This window comes from Bradyrhizobium sp. NC92 (assembly GCF_025200865.1).
Classification (GTDB): Bacteria; Pseudomonadota; Alphaproteobacteria; order Rhizobiales; family Xanthobacteraceae; genus Bradyrhizobium.
Genome location: NZ_CP104171.1, coordinates 8,031,640 through 8,047,949 on the forward strand (window position 1 = coordinate 8,031,640; position 16,310 = coordinate 8,047,949).

The window sequence follows — 16,310 nt, forward strand, 5'->3', positions numbered from 1 at the left end:
ACGGAGTGAGCGGCAGCAGGCGCTGACGCCGATTAGCCTCATCCTGAGGAGACCGCGAAGCGGTCGTCTCGAAGGACGAGGCGCGCGCTCAGGCGCCGCCAAAGTTCGGCTCAGCGCGCGCATCACACCTCGATCTCCGCCGCCTCGGCCTTCAGCATCTTCTCCAGCGTCTCCAGCCGGTCGGCCTCCCGGGGCGGCTTGTCCCAGCGCAGGCGGCTGATGCGGGGGAAACGCATGGCGACGCCGGATTTGTGCCGGGGCGAGCGCTGCAATCCCTCGAAAGCGACCTCCAGCACCAGGCCCTTGTCGCCCTCGTGCACGACATGGCGGACGGGGCCGAATTTTTCCGTGGTGTTGCGACGGACGAAGCGGTCGATCTGCAACAGCTCCTCGTCGGTGAAGCCGAAATAGGCTTTGCCGACCGGCACCAGCTCCTCGCCATTCTCGGTCTCGGTCCAGACGCCGAAGGTGTAGTCGGAATAATAGGACGAGCGCTTGCCGTGGCCGCGCTGCGCATACATCAGGACGGCGTCGATGATGTGCGGGTCGCGCTTCCACTTCCACCATTGGCCCTTCGGCCGCCCCGGCAGATAAGGCGCATCGCGCCGCTTCAGCATCACGCCCTCGACGGCGTCCGCGTCCTCGCCGGCGCCGGCGCTCGCGGGATCGGCGCGTGCGGCCGTCAGCGCCTCCCAGCTGTCGAAGGGCACGGTGGGCGAGAGATCGATGCGGGGATCGTCGAGTTTCGCGATGAATCTCTCCAGCCGCTCGCGCCGCTCGGCAAAAGGCAGCTCGCGCAGGTCGTTCTCGTCGTCGCCGAGCAGATCATAGGCGCGCAGGTGAATCGGAAACTCCTTGATCAGCTTCGGCGAGACCACCTTGCGGTTGAGCCGCTGCTGCAGAACGTTGAAGCTCTGCACGCGGCCTTCGCGCAGGATCAAGAGCTCGCCGTCGATCGCGCCCGGCAGGCGCAGCGACGGCACGAGATCCGGGAAGCTGCCCGTGATGTCCTCGCCGGTGCGCGAATAGAGCCGCGCGGTGATATGGCCGCGCTCATCGCGCCCGGCGACCGCCTGCACGCGGATGCCGTCCCATTTCCATTCGGCGATGTAGTCGGCGGGATCGAGCGCGGCGAAATCGCCGTCTTCGATCGCATGCGCCAGCATCACCGGGCGGAACGGCGCGGGATCGCGGTTGACGGGCTTGTCGCCGCGGCCCTCCAGCCAGGCGAACAGGTCGAGATAGGGCGGGACGAGGCCCGGCCAGATCAGCTCGACCTCGTGCGGGTCCTTGTCGCCGAGCGCAGCGGCGGCGGTCTTGGCGAGCCGCGCCGAGATGCCGATGCGAAGCGCGCCGGTGACGAGCTTCAGCAGCGCCCAGCGACCGGTCTCGTCGAGCTCGTCGAGCCAACGTTCGAGCTGCTTCGGCAGCTCGGTCTTGCCGAGCGTGCGCAGCGTGGTGACGACTTCGGTGAGGCTCGGCGGGGGTGGGTTGTTGTGGGCGGCGAGCGCGGCCTTCGGCCACATCAGCGCCACCGTCTCCGAGAGATCGCCGACATAGTCGTAGCTCAGCCCGAACAGCACCTCATCCGTGCGTGCCGCGATGAGATCGCGGATCAGCGCCGGCTTGGCGTGCTTGAAGCTGAGTGCGCCGGTCAGCGCCGCCAGCGCATAGCCGCGGTCGGGGTCGCCGACTTCGCGAAAATAGCCGGTGAGCAGCCGCAGCTTGTTGTTGCGGCCGGGCTCATAGGCGAGGCGGTCGAGCAGCTCGGCGAAGCGGTTCATGCTTCGGCCTCGCCTTGAATGGGAGTCTCGCTCTCCTCCTCGTCGCCATAGCCGACGAGATCGAGCGGCTGCGCCTTCAGGCCCTTGCTCCGGCACCAATGCACCAGCGCATCTTCCTGACCGTGGGTGACCCAGATCTCGCCGGCGCCGGTCGCTGCGATGGTCGCGGTGAGGCCGTCCCAGTCGGCGTGGTCGGAGATCACCAGCGGCAGCTCGACGCCGCGCTGCCGCGCCCGGGCGCGCACGCGCATCCAGCCCGAGGCGAAGGCGGTGACGGGATCGGGAAAGCGCCGCGTCCAGAGATCGGATGTGGCCGATGGCGGCGCCAAGGTGATGGTGCCGGCGAGCGCCGCCTTCTTCATCCCCTTCACCGGCCTGAGCTCGCCAAGGTCGATCCCGCGGCTTTGGTAGTAATGCGTGATCGTCTCCATCGCGCCATGCAGGTAGACCGGCGCGTCGTAGCCGGCCTGCCGCAGCAGCTTGATCACGCGCTGCGCCTTGCCGAGCGAGTAGGCCCCGACGAGATGCGCGCGCTCGGGAAACAGCGCGACCGAAGCCAGCAGCTTCTTGACCTCGTCGCTGGCATCGCCATGCCGGAAGACCGGGAGCCCGAACGTCGCCTCGGTGATGAAGACGTCGCACGACACCAGCTCGAACGGCGTGCAGGTCGGATCGGGCGCGTCCTTGTAGTCGCCGGAGGCGACGATGCAGGTATCCTTGCACGAAACGGCGATCTGTGCGGAGCCCAACACGTGGCCGGCCGGGTGAAACTTGACCTTGACGTCGCCGAGCCGGATCTCCTCGCCATAGCTGATCGCTTGGGTCGAGCCGGCAAAGTTCTCGCCATAGCGCAGCCGCATCATGTCCAGCGTTTCCTGCGTCGCCAGCACGGCGCCATGGCCGGCACGGGCATGGTCGGAATGGCCGTGGGTGATCACGGCCCGCTCGACGGGCCGGACAGGGTCGATATGGAAGCCGCCGGGCTTGCAGCACAGGCCGGCAGCATTTGGCAGCAGGATGTCTTGCGGGCGCATGCCTGTTATATAAGTCGAGCCATCACATCTTCGAGTCAATTACCCGTTTCGTTTCCTGGTTCCTCAATGCCGCTCCGCCTGTTCCTGACCTCCGGCGATCTCATGGCCGACCGCCGTTTCGAGTTCGCGCGCGACCTCCAGCTCAAGGGCGACCTGCCGGCCGCCGCCGACCTTCTGGAGCAGGCGATCGAGCTCGCACCTGATTTCACCTCGGCCTGGTTCACGCTCGGCGAGATCCGTCAGCAGCTCGGCGAGCGCGACAAGGCCATCGCGGCCTTTCGTGAAGCGCGGCGATGCGACCCCGAGGATCAGCACGGCGCAGGCCTGCACCTGATGCGGCTCGGCGATACCGAGATGGCGGAGATGCCCAAGGCCTATGTGCAGGCTTTGTTCGATCAATACGCGCCGCGGTTCGAGCACGCGCTGATCAACGATCTCGGCTATCGCGCCCCCACGCTGATCTTCAAGGCGGTGCTGGCCGCGCGCGTCGCCGCCAAGAAGCCGGCCTACTTCAAGCACGCCATCGACCTCGGCTGCGGCACCGGCCTTGCGGCAGCCGCGTTCGCCAAGCAGGTCGACCATTTCACCGGCATTGATCTGTCGCCCGGCATGATCAAGGAGGCGCGGGCGACGAACCTCTATGCCGCGCTCGAAGTCGCCGACATGCTCGAGGGCCTGCGCGGCAAGCTGGATGCCAGCGCGAACCTCATCGTGGCCGCGGATGCGTTCGTCTATCTTTCCGATCTCGCCCCTGTTCTCACCGAGGCCAAGCGCGTGCTCGTCTCAGGCGGCGTGCTCGCCTTCACGCTGGAAACGCACGACGGCAGCGGCATCGTGCTCGGCGACGGCCTGCGTTATGCCCATTCCGCGGAATATGTGCGCGGCGCCATCGCCAAGGCGGGGTTGAAGCTGCTGACGCTGGAGCCGGCCTCGCCGCGCAACGAGAACAACGAGCCCGTGCGCGGCCTCGTCGTCGTCGCCGAGAAAACTTGAGTCTAGGCGCTAACGCCTGACGATTTGAGCGTCATTGCGTCGCAAAGCTGCGACTTCCCACTTGCGAGCCGAGCTGCGATGTCAGCACAATGCGCGCATCAGGGAGAAAACAACAATGACCAAGAATCCATCGCGGCGCGATTTCAGCGCCGGCGCACTCGCCACCATCGCCGCATCCACCTTGCCTGCGCCCTACGTCTGGGCTGCGGAGAAGAAGTACGATGCGGGCGCCAGCGACACCGAGATCAAGATCGGTCAGACCGTGCCGCATTCCGGCCCCGGCTCGCTCTACGGCGTGCTCGGCCGCATCGGCGAAGCCTATTTCCAGATGCTGAACGAGAAGGGCGGCATCAACGGACGCAAGGTCAAATTCCTCACCATGGACGACGCCTACAGCGCGCCGAAATGCGTCGAGGCGACGCGGCGCCTGGTCGAGCAGGAGGAAGTGCTCGCGCTGTACGGCTCGCTCGGCACCGCGCCGCAGACCGCCGTGCACAAATACCTGAACTCCAAGGGCGTGCCGCAGCTGCTGCTCAATACCGGCGCCTCGAAATGGAATAATCCGAAAGAGTTCAAATGGACGATGGCGGGCCTGCCGCTCTATCCGACCGAAGCGCGCATCCTGGCGCGGCACGTCGTCAGCGTGAAGCCGAACGCCAAGATCGGCATCCTCTACCAGAACGACGATTTCGGCCGCGACTTCCTTGCACCCTTCAAGAAAGTGCTGGCGGATGCCGGCGGCACTGCGCAGGTGATCATGGAGCAGACCTATGATTTGACCGAGCCGACCGTCGATTCCCAGCTCGTCAATCTCTCGAAGTCGGGGGCCGACGTCTTCTACAACATCTCGACCGGCAAGGCCTCGTCGCAGTCGATCCGGAAAGTGGCCGAGCTCGGCTGGAAGCCGCTGCAGCTGCTTTCCGCCGGCTCCACCGGCCGCTCGATCCTCAATGCCGCGGGCCTCGAGAACGCCACCGGAATCGTCGCGATCCGCTACAACAAGGAGGTCGGCCTGCCCAAATGGGAGAAGGACCCGGACGTCATGGCGTTCGAGGAGCTGCGCAAGAAGTACACGCCGGCGATCGATCCCGACAACACCATCGCCTTCGCCGGTTACGGCCAGGCCGCGACCATGGGCGAGATCCTGCGCCGCTGCGGCGACGAGCTCACCCGCGCCAACGTGCTGAAGCAGGCATCGAACCTCAATGGCTTCCACTCGCCGTATTTCCTCGACGGCGTCACCTACAGCTACACGCCCGAGGACTACACGCCGATGAAGACGCTGTTCATCTCCACCTTCACCGGGAAGGACTGGGACATTTCCGACAAGCCGATGTCGGAGTAGGGTTGCTGCGAGGCGGGCGCCACGGCCTCTTCCCTTCTCCCCTTGTGGGAGAAGGTGGCGCGAAGCGCCGGATGAGGGGTTGCTTCAGCAAGCTCACATGTGAAGGGTGACTCGCGGAGAAAGACCCCTCACCCGTCTCGCCGCTCCGCGGCGAGCCACCCTCTCCCGCAAGGGGAGAGGGTAAGAGCGCGCATCCACTACAATTAACCCAAGCGATACACAGCCTTGGCATTCGCCCCGAACGCCTTGTCCCGCACACGCGGGCCGAGCCTCGCCAGGCAGGCCTCCAGCGCGGTCTTGATCTCGCCATAGCTTCCCGCAAGCAGGCACACGGGCCAGTCCGATCCGAAGATCAGCCGGTCCTCGCCAAAACATCTTGCGGCGTGCGCAACGAACGGAAACAGCCGTTCCGCATCCCAGTCATTCCAGACCGCTTCCGTCGCCAATCCCGAGATCTTGCACCAGACGTTGCCGCAGGCAGCCAGCGCTGCGATGCGGTCGGCCCATTCCGCGCTCCCGCCGGCCGCAATCGGCGGCTTGGCGGCGTGATCGAGCACGAAACGCGCGTGCGGAAAGGCCTGCGCGGTTGCGATCGCGGCAGGCAGCTCGCGGCTGCGGACGAGGAAATCGTAAGCGAGATCGTGGGCGAACACCGCGGTAAGTCCGCGCTGGACGTCGTCGCGCAGCAGCCAATCCGCATCAAGCTCGTCGTGGACCTGGTGACGGATGCCGACCAGCTTTGCTCCACCAGGCAGAGCGCGCAGCCGGTCGAGCGTTTCGTCAAGCGCAGCGTCGGTCAGATCGGCCCAGCCGACCACGCCGACGACAGAGGGCGTCGCGTCCGCGATACGCAGGAACTCCTCGGTCTCCTCCAGCGCGGAGCGGCATTGCACCACGATGCTGGCGTCGATGCCGTTCGCCTTCAGCAGCGGCGCGAGATCGGCCGGGCCGAAGGCACGGCGGATCGGCGCCAGCTCGGGCGCTTCCATCCAGGGATAGTCGGCGCGCGCCGGATCCCAGAAATGCTGATGGGAATCGACGATCATGCCCTACGCTCCGCCGGGAAGTGGCGCGCGCACATCCACGAGCTTTCGCGCCCGCAAGTCCTGCCAGAACGCCAACGGGACCGCCGCTTCCGACATGGCGATGTTGTCCGCGACCTCGGCGGCATTGCGCGCACCCATCACGGCGACCGTCACCGCCGGATGGGCCATGCAGAATTGCAGCGCGGCGGCCTTCAGCTCGGTGCCGTGCCTGCGGCAGAGCTCGTCGAGCTCCAGCGCACGTGCCACGAGCGCCGCATCAGCATCCTGATAGTTGAATTTCGCACTCGTCCGCGGATTGGCCAGGATGCCGCTGTTGTAGATGCCGCCAAGCAGGATGCCGATGCCCCTCGCCTGGCAGAGCGGAAACAGCGCATCCAGCGCGCCCTGGTCGAGCAGCGTGTAGCGGCCAGCGAGCAGGAAACAGTCGACCGGCACGGCCTCGGCGAAGCGAGCCAGCATCTCCGACTGGTTCATGCCGGCGCCGATCGCCTTGACCGTGCCGTCCTCGCGCAGGCGCCGGAGCGCGCGGAAGGCGCCGGTGACGGCATCGTCATAATGATCGTCGGGATCATGCACGAGCAGGACGTCGACGCGGTCGAGGCCGAGGCGCTGCAGGCTCTCCTCGACCGACCGCATCACGCCGTCATAGCTGAAATCGAACACCGGCCGCTCACGCGGCGTGCCCTTGTAGTGCTCGTCCTCGGGGGCAGCACCGTCCGGTGCGCGCAGCAGGCGGCCGACCTTGGTCGAGATGACGTAGGAATCGCGCTGCTGTTGCCGCAGGAAGGCCCCCAACCGCCGCTCCGCGAGGCCGAAACCGTAGAGCGGGGCGGTATCGAAGAATCGAACGCCGAGCGACCAGGCGCGTTCAAGCGTCGCTTGCGCATCGGCATCGCTGACGGGCGAGAACAATCCGCCGAGCGGGGCGGAACCGAGGCCGATCGAGGTGACATCGAGAGCGCCGAGCCGCGACCTTTTCATTCCATCGCCTTCCAGCAGTCGTCTTCCATTCCAAATCATCTCTCCCGCTTGCGGAAACCGCAAGCGGGAGAGGCATGCAGGAGCGCGGGGCTGGCAGCGCTCCTACTTCAACATCTGCGCGACGTTGTCCTTGGTGACGAGATCGAGGCCGGTGTAGACGATCTCCGGCACCTTCTCCCCCTTCTTGATGGCGAGCAGCGTGTCCATCGCCTTCTCACCCATCTCGAACGGACGCTGACCGACCAGCGCATTGGCGTAGCCGTCACGCAGCAGCTCGAGCTGCATCTTCAGCGTATCGGCAACGACCAGCGTGAACTTGCCGGAATCGATGTCCTTCTTGTTCCGGCTGGCGAAGGCCTTGAAGCCTTCGGGCGCGAACATCGGCCAGCCGCCGATCGGAACGATGGCGGCGAGGTCCGGCGTTGCGGTGCGCATGTCCGTCATCTGCTGGACCGCGAGCGCGGGATCGTCGTTGCAGAAGGTCGGCGAGCCCGCGACCTCGGTCCACTTCGAGCCCTTCAGCGCCTCGCGCACGCCGTCGACGCGCTCGGCGAGGTTCTTGGCGCCGGGGCCGCCGGAAACCATCGCGTATTTGCCGCCGTCCGGCCGCATTTTCAGGAGCTCCTTGCCGAGCGCGACACCGAACTCCTTGTTGTTGGTGCCGATATAGGCGATGCGCTTGGAGCCCGGCGCGTCCGCATCGAAGGTGATGACGGGAATGCCGGCAGCGGTCGCCGCCTCGATCGACTTGGTCATGGCCGCGACGTCCGCGACGGAGATGGCAAGACCATCGACCTTCTGCGTGATGAAGTCCTGGATGATCTGGGCCTGGGTCGCAGGCTCATGCTCGACCGGTCCCTTGTAGATGCACTCGATGTTGCCGAGCTCCTTGGCGCGCTTCAGGCAGCCATCGCGCGAAAAGTCGAAGAACGGATTGTTCATCGCCTTCGGCACGATGACGAAACGGTAATTCGCAGCAAATGCCGGCGTCGCCATCATCGCGACCGCGATACCGGCAAGAAGCAGTTTCCTCATGGTCTCCTCCACTCTTGTTGGTGCCTATCCCCTCGAAAGCCCCCGGGAAGCGGATAGGCGGCGTTTTCCTTGCCTTCCCGAGATGTCGTCATTTCAGGTCATCCGCGAGCGAATGCGGTCGACCAGCACAGCCAGAATGATGATCACGCCGACCAGCGTCTGCTGCCAGTACGAGCTGACCTGGGCCAGCACGAGCCCGTTGCGGATCACCTCCAGCAGCACGCAGCCGACGATGGCCCCGAGCGGGCCGCCGATGCCGCCGGCGAGATTGGCGCCGCCGATCACGGCCGCCGCGATCACGTTGAGCTCGTAGGAGGTCGCCATGTTGGCCGGCGCCGATCCGAGCCAGCCGGAGATGATGATGCCCTGCAGGCCCGCGGCGAGCGCGCAGATCACGTAGACCTCGATCTTCACCCGCACCACCGGAATGCCGGTGAGCTCGGCCGCCTTCTCATTGCCGCCGAGCGCGAAGACGTGGCGGCCGAACGAGGTGTGGTGCAGCACCACGGCCATGGTGAGCGCCAGGATCACGAGATAGATGAACGGCGCGGGCACGCCGAGCACGTCACCGGACGTGAGCGCATAGAAATAATCGGCGTCCGGCCCGCCCGGGAAACTGCCGCGTCCGTTGGAGACGACATAGCCGAGCCCGCGCACGATCGAGAGCATGCCGAGCGTGGTGACGAAGGGCGACAGGCCGAGCACGGCGATGCAGAAGCCGTTGAATAGGCCGGCAATCAGTGCGACGCCGAGACCGGCGAGGATCGAGATAATCAGGATCAGGCCGGGCACATTGGCGAGCACGGTCTTGCCGTCAGCCGCCATGTGTACCAGCGGCGAGCCGGGCGCCGACAGCTCGGTCATCACCATCGAGGTGATCATGGCGGAGAAGCACATCATCGATCCCACCGACAGGTCGATGCCGCCGGTGATGATCACGAAGGTGACGCCGAGCGTCGCAATGGCGATGAAGGAAAAGTTCTTCGCCACGTTCTGCATGTTGCCCTGGGTGAAGAAGTAGGGGCTGGCGAAATGCATGATCACCAGCAGCACCGCCAGCGCGAGCAGAACGTAGCCGGTCTGCGAGGCGAAGATGCCGCGCTGCCACCATCTGATCTTGCCGACATTGGTGAAGCTGATCGGGGATTCCATGGGCATGGCCATCACGCCGCCTCCTTCGCACCGGTGATGAGGGCGGTGACCTCCTCGGGGGAGGTCTGGTGGATCGACTTGTCGGCGCGCTTCTCGCCGCGCCGCATGACGACGACGCGGTCGCATACGGCGAACACGTCGGGCATGCGGTGCGAGATCAGCATCACGGCGACGCCCTGCTCCTTCAGCCGGTGGATCAGGCCGAGCACCTGCTCGACCTGGCGCACCGAGATCGCGGCGGTCGGCTCGTCCATCATCACCAGCCGCGCATTGGAAAGCCGGGTCCGCGCGATCGCGACCGCCTGGCGCTGGCCGCCCGACATCTGCCTGACGAGATCGTCGGGGCGTGTCTCCGAGCGCAGCTCGCCGAACAGCTCCAGCGCCCGCGATGCCATCGCCTTGTGGTCGAGCAAGGCAATCGGTCCGAACCTGCGCTTCAGCTCGCGGCCGAGAAAGACGTTGGCGGCGGCGCTCAGATTGTCGGCGAGCGCGAGGTCCTGGTAGACGACCTCGATGCCGACCGCGCGGGCATCGACCGGACGGTTGAAATGCACCGCGCTGCCGGCAAAGCGCATCTCGCCATGGGTGGGGCGGAAATTGCCGGCAATGATCTTCACCAGCGTCGACTTGCCGGCGCCGTTGTCACCCATCAGGCCGACCACCTCGCCAGGCCAGACCTGCATGTCGACGTCATGCAGCGCGCGGATCGCGCCGAACTCCTTGCCGATGCCGGTGAGCTCGAGCACCGGTGTCGCGTCAGCCTTCGTCATCAGCGGCGTTTCCTCAGACATAGCGGTTCACCAGGGATTCCAGATATTCCTGCCGGCCGGAGCGCGGCTGCGGATCGAAGCCGGGAGACATCGCACGGTCGGCGAGATCGGCGAGCGAGCGCTGGCCGGCGAGAATGGCGCGGCCCTCGGGCCCGGCCCAGCCCTCGTAGCGCTTTGCGAGCGGCGCGCTGAGCGCGCCGGCGTCGAGCATGTCGGCGGCGGCGAGGAAGGCGCGCGCACAGGCATCCATCGAGCCGACATGGGCATGGATGAGATCATCGGGGTCGATCGACTGGCGGCGGATCTTGGCATCGAAATTGAGCCCGCCCGTGGTGAAGCCGCCGCGGTTCAGGATCTCGTGGAACACCAGCGCCAGCTCCGGCACGTTCATCGCGAACTGGTCGGTGTCCCAGCCGAGCAGATCATCGCCGCGGTTGATGTCGAGCGAGCCGAACACGCCGAGCGCCTCGGCCAGCGCGACCTCGTGATGGAAGGAGTGACCGGCGAGGATGGCGTGGTTCTGCTCGATGTTGAGCTTGACGTCCTTGAGCAGGTCGTAGCGCTCCAGGAAGCCGTAGCAGGTGGCGACGTCGAAATCATATTGGTGCTTGGTCGGCTCCTTGGGCTTCGGCTCGATCAGGAGCGGGCCCTTGAAGCCTATTTTGTGCTTGTGCTCGACGACGAGCGAGACGAAGCGGCCGAGCTGGTCGAGCTCGCGCTTGAGATCGGTGTTGAGCAGCGTCTCGTAGCCCTCGCGTCCGCCCCACAGCACGTAGTTCTGGCCGCCGAGCCGGTGCGTCACCTCCAGCGCGGCGCGGACCTGGCCGGCGGCATAGGTGAATATCTCGGGGTCCGGATTGGTCGCCGCGCCCGCCATGTAGCGGCGGTGCGTGAACAGGTTCGCAGTGCCCCAGAGCAGGCGAACCTTGCTCGTTGCCATCTTCTGCTCGAACAGATCGGCGATGGCGTTGAGGTTGGCGACGGACTCGGCGAGCGAAGCCCCTTCCGGCGCCGCATCGACGTCGTGGAAGGTGAAGAAGGGAACATCCAGCAGGCGGAACAGCTCGAAGGCGACATCGGCCTTGGCGCGCGCCATCGCCATCGCGTCGGTGCCGTGGTGCCACGGCCGCAGGAAGGTCTCGCCGCCGAAGGGATCGCCGCCGGGCCAGCAGAACGAATGCCAATAGCAGACCGCAAAGCGCAAGTGATCCTCGAGCCGGCGGCCATGCACGAGGCGGTCCTTGTCGTACCAGCGGAAGGCGGGCGCGCCTTCGGCCTCCTTGCCGGCGAAGGCGACGGGTGCACTTGCATCGAAGAATTTGGCTGGCGCGTTCACTTAAGAAGACTCCTTCAATGCGGGATAAAGCGCGCGCCATCGCCGATAGGCCTCGTCATAGGCCGCAGCGACGGACGGGCGGGGTGTGAAGCTCGCGAGCCGCCGCGGACGCGTGCAGACGTCCGCGGGATTCTCGCCTGTCGCGGCAAGCCGGCCGAGCCGCGCAGCGCCGAGTGCGGCGCCGACCTCGCCTTCCTCGACGCGATGGACGGGCAGACCGAGCACGTCGGCGCAGATCTGCGCCCACAGCGGCGAGCGCGAGCCGCCGCCGATGAGATCGACCTCGGCGATCGGCCCGCTGGCTGCGCTCAGCGCCGCCAGATTGTCGCGCGCGGCAAAGGCGACGCCTTCGAGCACGGCCTGCACGATCTCTGAGCGCCCGGTCGCGCCGCGCAGGCCGACGAAGGCGCCGCTGGCGGCGGCATCGTTGTGCGGCGTGCGCTCGCCGTCGAGATAAGGCAGGAACTGGACCGGGCCTGGTGCATCGACGCGCTCGCCGAGCGGCGCCAGGAGCGCTTGGGCCGGCGTCTCCATCACGCCGGCAAGCCAGGCAAGCGAGGCCGCGGCCGACAGCATCACGCCCATCTGGTGCCAGAGGCCGGGCAGCGCGTGGCAGAAGGCATGCACGGCCGAAGCCGGCGCGGGGGCGAAGCGATCGGTGACGCGGAACAGCACGCCCGACGTTCCCAGCGACAGGAAGGCATCGCCAGGTGCGATGGCGCCGAGCCCGATCGCGCTGGCCGCATTGTCGCCGGCGCCGCCCGCGACCACGACATTTTTCGCCATGCCCCAGCGCTGCGCGTATTCCGGCGCGAGCACCGCACTCACGGCACTGCCCTCGACGAGACGCGGCATGTGGTGCAGATCGAGCCCGGTGGCGTGCAGCAGCAGCGCGGACCAGCGGCGCAGGCCGACGTCGAGCCACAGCGTGCCAGCCGCGTCCGACATGTCCTCGACCATCTCGCCGGTGAGGCGATAGCGGACATAGGCCTTCGGCAGCAGCACCTTTGCCACGCGGTCGAAGATCTTCGGCTCGTGCCGCGCCACCCAGAGCAGCTTCGGCGCGGTGAAGCCGGGCATCGCGAGATTGCCGGCGATCGCGTGCAACGAGGGACAGCGCCGCTCCAGCGCTGCGCATTCGGCCTGCGAGCGGCCGTCGTTCCAGAGGATGGCCGGACGCAGCGGGCGGCCGTCCTCGCCAAGCAGCGTCGCGCCATGCATCTGACCCGACAGCCCGATGCCGCGGACCTGCGCGACCTCGCGCGGATGGCGCGCGGCGAGATCGTCGACGGCACCGACGGCCGCATCGACCCAGGCATCGGGATCCTGCTCGGACCACAGCGGCGCGGGGTGCGACAGCGCAAGCTCGCGCGCCGCCGTCGCGGTCACCGCGCCGGCTTCGCTCACGAGCACCGCTTTCACACCGGACGTGCCGATGTCGATCCCGAGATACAAATCGTCCTCCCTTTCGCCTGCCGCGGGAGAGCGATCTTGCGTCGCTTTTCCCCCTGGCCGCCTATTGCCAAATCCAGCTGCCGCTAGGGCAGATTGTCCCGCATCACGATGTCGATCCGGATCTTCTCCTGTTCGCTCAAGATCGGCTCGCCGCGGGCGAGCGCGAGCAGCACGCGGACGGCCGCGCGCGCCTCATGTCCGGGGTTCTGCGAGATCGCGGCATCCATCACGCCCTGCAGCAGCAACCGGCGCGTCAGCGCCGTGACGTCGTGCCCGACGAACACCACCTGCTTGTCGCGCCCGGCCGCGCCAGAGGCCTTCTCGTTCTGCGCCTTGTCGTTCAGCGCTTTGGCGACGCCCTGCGTGCCGGCGCCGACGTTGTAGAGGCCGACGATGTCGGCGTGCTTGCCGAGCAGCCGCGCCAGCAGCTGCTCCGAACGGTCGTCCTCGTCGCGCCCTTCCAGCACCGGCAGTACGCTGAGATCGGGGAATTCGCTCGCCATCACCTGGTTGAAGCCGAAGATGCGCTCGGCATGGTCGCGCAGGCCCTGCGAGCCCGCGACGATCGCGACCTTGCCGGACCTCTGGCCGACCAGCCGCCCGACCAGCGCGCCGGCGGTGCGGCCCGCAGCGATGTTGTCGATGCCGACATAATGGTGGCGGCGCGAGGACGGCACGTCCGAGACCAGCGTCACGACCTTGGTCCCGGCATCGACGAGGTCGTTGATGGCGGCGCGGACGCTCGGATGGTCCAGCGCCACCACGGCAATGCCGTCGTAATCGCCCGACAGGGCTTCGAGCGAAGCTGCGAGCGCAGCGGGCTCGAACACGTCGGCTGCGATCATCTCGACATTGAGCCGGCGGGCCGACAGCCAGGCCGCCATCTCGCCGAGATAGGCCTCGATCTGCTGCATGAACGGGTTCGGCCCCGACGGCATCACGAAGGCGAAGCGGCGGGCGCGGCCGCGCGCGAGCTCGGCGGCAGCCACATGCGGCTGGAACGAATTGCGCGCGATGGCGTCCTTGACCCGCCGGACCGTGTCCGGGCGGACCCCCGGCCTGTTGTGCAGGACGCGGTCGACCGTGGCGAGGCTGACACCGGCCTCGCGGGCGATGTCCTTCAGCGTCAGCGCAGTCGGGGTGAGGGTCTCGGCCATGGCTGAAGGCTAGCAGAGGTGTTTTGAGGTACGCAACTCATTTAATGAGGGGATCGGTCTTTTTGCGTCCCGGTCCAGGAACGACGTCCCGCCCCCGAGCGCGTGCTCGACAAGATTCCTCGTGAGCTACCGGTGCGCCGGCGCCGACAGCTCGAGCGTCAGGAACAGGCTGTTGGGATCCTCGACATAACCCTCGAACGGGCGGCAGGCGACGAAACCGTGCGCCAGGTAGAGCGCGTGCGCCGGCTTGAAATAGTCCCACGAGCCGGTCTCGAGGCTGAGCCGCGTCATGCCGCGTGCACGGGCCTCGGCAATGATGTGGCGCAGCATCTGGCCGCCATAGCCGCGCCGCCGCGTGGTCTGCAGCGTGTGCATCGACTTGACCTCGCCATGGCCGGCCGAGAGCGTCTTCAGCGCGCCGGTGGCGACCAGCGTCTCGCCGTCCCAGCCGGTCCAGAACGCAACCTCGGGCGCACGCAGGCCCGCAAGATCAAGCGCATGGTCGCTGCCCCGCGCCGTCTGCGCCCGCGCTGTCGTGACGTGGTGATCGAGCAGCGCGACGACGCGCGGATCATAGGTGTCGCCGGTGCGTATCTGCATCGTGCTCGTCTCCACGCTTTGTCCTCACATCTTGCCGTAGGAAGCGCCGCGCCTGACGATGATGACGTAGCGCGCGTCCTGCCTGGTTTCGTTCTCGAAGATCACGGCGCGCATCACGTCGAAATCGAGACAATCGCCCTCGCGCAGCCGCACCGCCTTGGCATCGATATGCACGGCGATCGCGCCCTCCAGCATCAGGAGTTGCTGCGTGAAGGCGTTGCGGCCCCACGGGCTGTAGGAGACGCGCGCGCCGGCCGGCAGGTCGACGACGATGATCTCGATGCCGCTGGCCGCATCCGGCGGCGAGGCGTGACGCCGGCGATAGCCGCTGTCGGGATCGCGCCAGAGCGGCTGATCGGCAAGCCGCACCAGGCGCTCCGGCGGCTTCTCGGTGAGCGCGACGACATCGCTGAGCGTGACATCGAGCGCGGCGCAGAGCTTGTTCAGCAGCGCCGCCGTCGCACTGCTCTGCGCCCGCTCCACCCGCCCGATCATGGCCCGGCTGACGCCGGAGCGGGCCGCAAGCTCGTTCAACGTCATGCCCGCCTGCGTCCGCAGTGTCTTCAGCCGCCGACCGATGGCGCGATCGAGTTTTTGCTGGTCCATGAGTTCTATCCGAGCGTCGTCCGACACGGGGACCGCAGTTGCCGGGCGACAGGACCTTAGGCCCGAGGAAAGGCGCATGCCGCGATCGAGTGGCTAATATATTAGAACTTCCTGCAATGAGAGGCGTTAGAACCGGGTACACCCAATAAGTATCAATTGAAAACAGAGACCGGAACGTCTACTATTTTAGGTAGGCTTTATTTTATCTCTCAACCAGCCAGAACTGCTGATCGCGTAGATACAAAGATTACCGGAATTTTCGTACGAAGCACGCCCTTGGCACGATTGGGGCATCATTGCTGTTGAGCCATGACCCGTTTAATTTTTCGTCGCGTTCTTCCGCATATGGTCGCCCTAGTGATTGGCGCAGCCTGCTACTGTGTCGTGTTCATTATTAACGTCTTCGGAGAGGATGCGCTCCGATACTTTATCTATTCAAGTGCGCTTCAGTCTCGCTCCAATTATCCACTTGTCGCCGGCTGGAGGGACGTTTTTCCATTCTTCGCGTACGGATATCCGGCCGCCGTTGCCATTCTCGCGGTCTATCTATTCTGGGATGGCTTCCCCTCACAGCGTCGACGTCTCGTGATCTATTCGGCACTAATGGGAGTTATCGGGCCTATCACGTTCGTCAATTATACGCATGCCGATCAATTCGTATCCGTTTGGGTCCAGATGGTCTTCAATATCTTCACTATTTTTGTTGGCTATACGATTGTCCTAAACCTTAGAGCTGTAACACCAGCATCTTACGATGGACTGGCGTTACAGAGTTTGTCGATCTTGTTAGTGACTGCATTCGCAGTGGCGCTACCAATGTTCTATACGGGCGTCTTTGGACTTTATGCCTTCGGGGTAATCGGACACCAGACGGCACAGTCTCTCGGGGACAAGACGTCGCTAGCAATAGCAGGTGCGATTGGCGCGCTGGCTGCTGTCATTGGAGCGTTGGATAACCTGCGGCAGCGAAAGGTGGCCTAACCTCTGCTCCGCCGAGCGCTAGTGCATAGCTCATC

Annotated in this window: 15 protein-coding genes; 3 read left to right on the top strand and 12 right to left on the bottom strand. The window is 66.0% G+C overall.

Annotated features, from left to right (window positions below):
• Positions 1-122: 122 nt before the first annotated feature.
• The gene (locus N2602_RS37335; RefSeq protein ID WP_260381203.1) at positions 123-1,784 is read right to left on the bottom strand and encodes an ATP-dependent DNA ligase; all 1,662 of its coding nucleotides are present in this window, start codon (positions 1,782-1,784) and stop codon (positions 123-125) included.
• A complete protein-coding gene (locus tag N2602_RS37340) occupies positions 1,781-2,818 on the bottom strand; it encodes a ligase-associated DNA damage response exonuclease (RefSeq protein ID WP_260381204.1) in 1,038 nt (345 codons plus the stop codon). The genes N2602_RS37335 and N2602_RS37340 overlap by 4 nt, the downstream gene beginning before the upstream one ends.
• A gap of 66 nt (positions 2,819-2,884) precedes the next feature.
• Here N2602_RS37340 and N2602_RS37345 point away from each other — a divergent pair, with 66 nt between their 5' ends.
• Entirely contained in the window at positions 2,885-3,811 is a 927-nt protein-coding gene (locus N2602_RS37345) for a class I SAM-dependent methyltransferase (protein ID WP_260381205.1), read from the top strand.
• 115 nt (positions 3,812-3,926) lie between these two features.
• The gene (locus N2602_RS37350; RefSeq protein ID WP_172786093.1) at positions 3,927-5,156 is read left to right on the top strand and encodes an ABC transporter substrate-binding protein; all 1,230 of its coding nucleotides are present in this window, start codon (positions 3,927-3,929) and stop codon (positions 5,154-5,156) included.
• Between the two features lie 203 nt (positions 5,157-5,359).
• Here N2602_RS37350 and N2602_RS37355 read toward each other — a convergent pair whose 3' ends face one another.
• From N2602_RS37355 to N2602_RS37400, 10 genes are all read right to left on the bottom strand, one after another.
• Positions 5,360-6,202, bottom strand: a complete 843-nt coding sequence (locus N2602_RS37355; protein WP_260381206.1) for an amidohydrolase — start codon at positions 6,200-6,202, stop codon at positions 5,360-5,362.
• A 3-nt stretch (positions 6,203-6,205) separates the two neighbouring features.
• A complete protein-coding gene (locus N2602_RS37360) occupies positions 6,206-7,183 on the bottom strand; it encodes an aldo/keto reductase (protein ID WP_260381207.1) in 978 nt (325 codons plus the stop codon).
• A 102-nt stretch (positions 7,184-7,285) separates the two neighbouring features.
• Entirely contained in the window at positions 7,286-8,218 is a 933-nt protein-coding gene (locus N2602_RS37365) for a sugar-binding protein (protein WP_172786096.1), read from the bottom strand.
• Between the two features lie 93 nt (positions 8,219-8,311).
• Complete coding sequence (locus tag N2602_RS37370; protein WP_172786097.1) at positions 8,312-9,382, bottom strand: ABC transporter permease; 1,071 nt, start codon at positions 9,380-9,382, stop codon at positions 8,312-8,314.
• Positions 9,382-10,140: an ATP-binding cassette domain-containing protein gene (locus tag N2602_RS37375; RefSeq protein WP_172786098.1), complete on the bottom strand. Its 759-nt coding sequence runs from the start codon at positions 10,138-10,140 to the stop codon at positions 9,382-9,384. The genes N2602_RS37370 and N2602_RS37375 overlap by 1 nt, the downstream gene beginning before the upstream one ends.
• 13 nt (positions 10,141-10,153) lie before the next feature.
• Positions 10,154-11,476, bottom strand: a complete 1,323-nt coding sequence (xylA, locus tag N2602_RS37380; protein WP_260381208.1) for a xylose isomerase — start codon at positions 11,474-11,476, stop codon at positions 10,154-10,156.
• Positions 11,477-12,931: a xylulokinase gene (gene xylB, locus N2602_RS37385; protein ID WP_260381209.1), complete on the bottom strand. Its 1,455-nt coding sequence runs from the start codon at positions 12,929-12,931 to the stop codon at positions 11,477-11,479.
• A gap of 83 nt (positions 12,932-13,014) precedes the next feature.
• On the bottom strand, positions 13,015-14,088 hold the full coding sequence (locus N2602_RS37390; RefSeq protein ID WP_260381210.1) for a LacI family DNA-binding transcriptional regulator: 1,074 nt from the start codon (positions 14,086-14,088) through the stop codon (positions 13,015-13,017).
• A 126-nt stretch (positions 14,089-14,214) separates the two neighbouring features.
• Positions 14,215-14,688: a GNAT family N-acetyltransferase gene (locus N2602_RS37395; RefSeq protein WP_260381211.1), complete on the bottom strand. Its 474-nt coding sequence runs from the start codon at positions 14,686-14,688 to the stop codon at positions 14,215-14,217.
• A 24-nt stretch (positions 14,689-14,712) separates the two neighbouring features.
• The gene (locus tag N2602_RS37400; RefSeq protein WP_172786103.1) at positions 14,713-15,294 is read right to left on the bottom strand and encodes a helix-turn-helix domain-containing protein; all 582 of its coding nucleotides are present in this window, start codon (positions 15,292-15,294) and stop codon (positions 14,713-14,715) included.
• Between the two features lie 309 nt (positions 15,295-15,603).
• Here N2602_RS37400 and N2602_RS37405 point away from each other — a divergent pair, with 309 nt between their 5' ends.
• Positions 15,604-16,275, top strand: coding sequence for a hypothetical protein (locus tag N2602_RS37405; RefSeq protein ID WP_212256092.1), 672 nt, complete (start codon positions 15,604-15,606; stop codon positions 16,273-16,275).
• Positions 16,276-16,310: the final 35 nt, after the last annotated feature.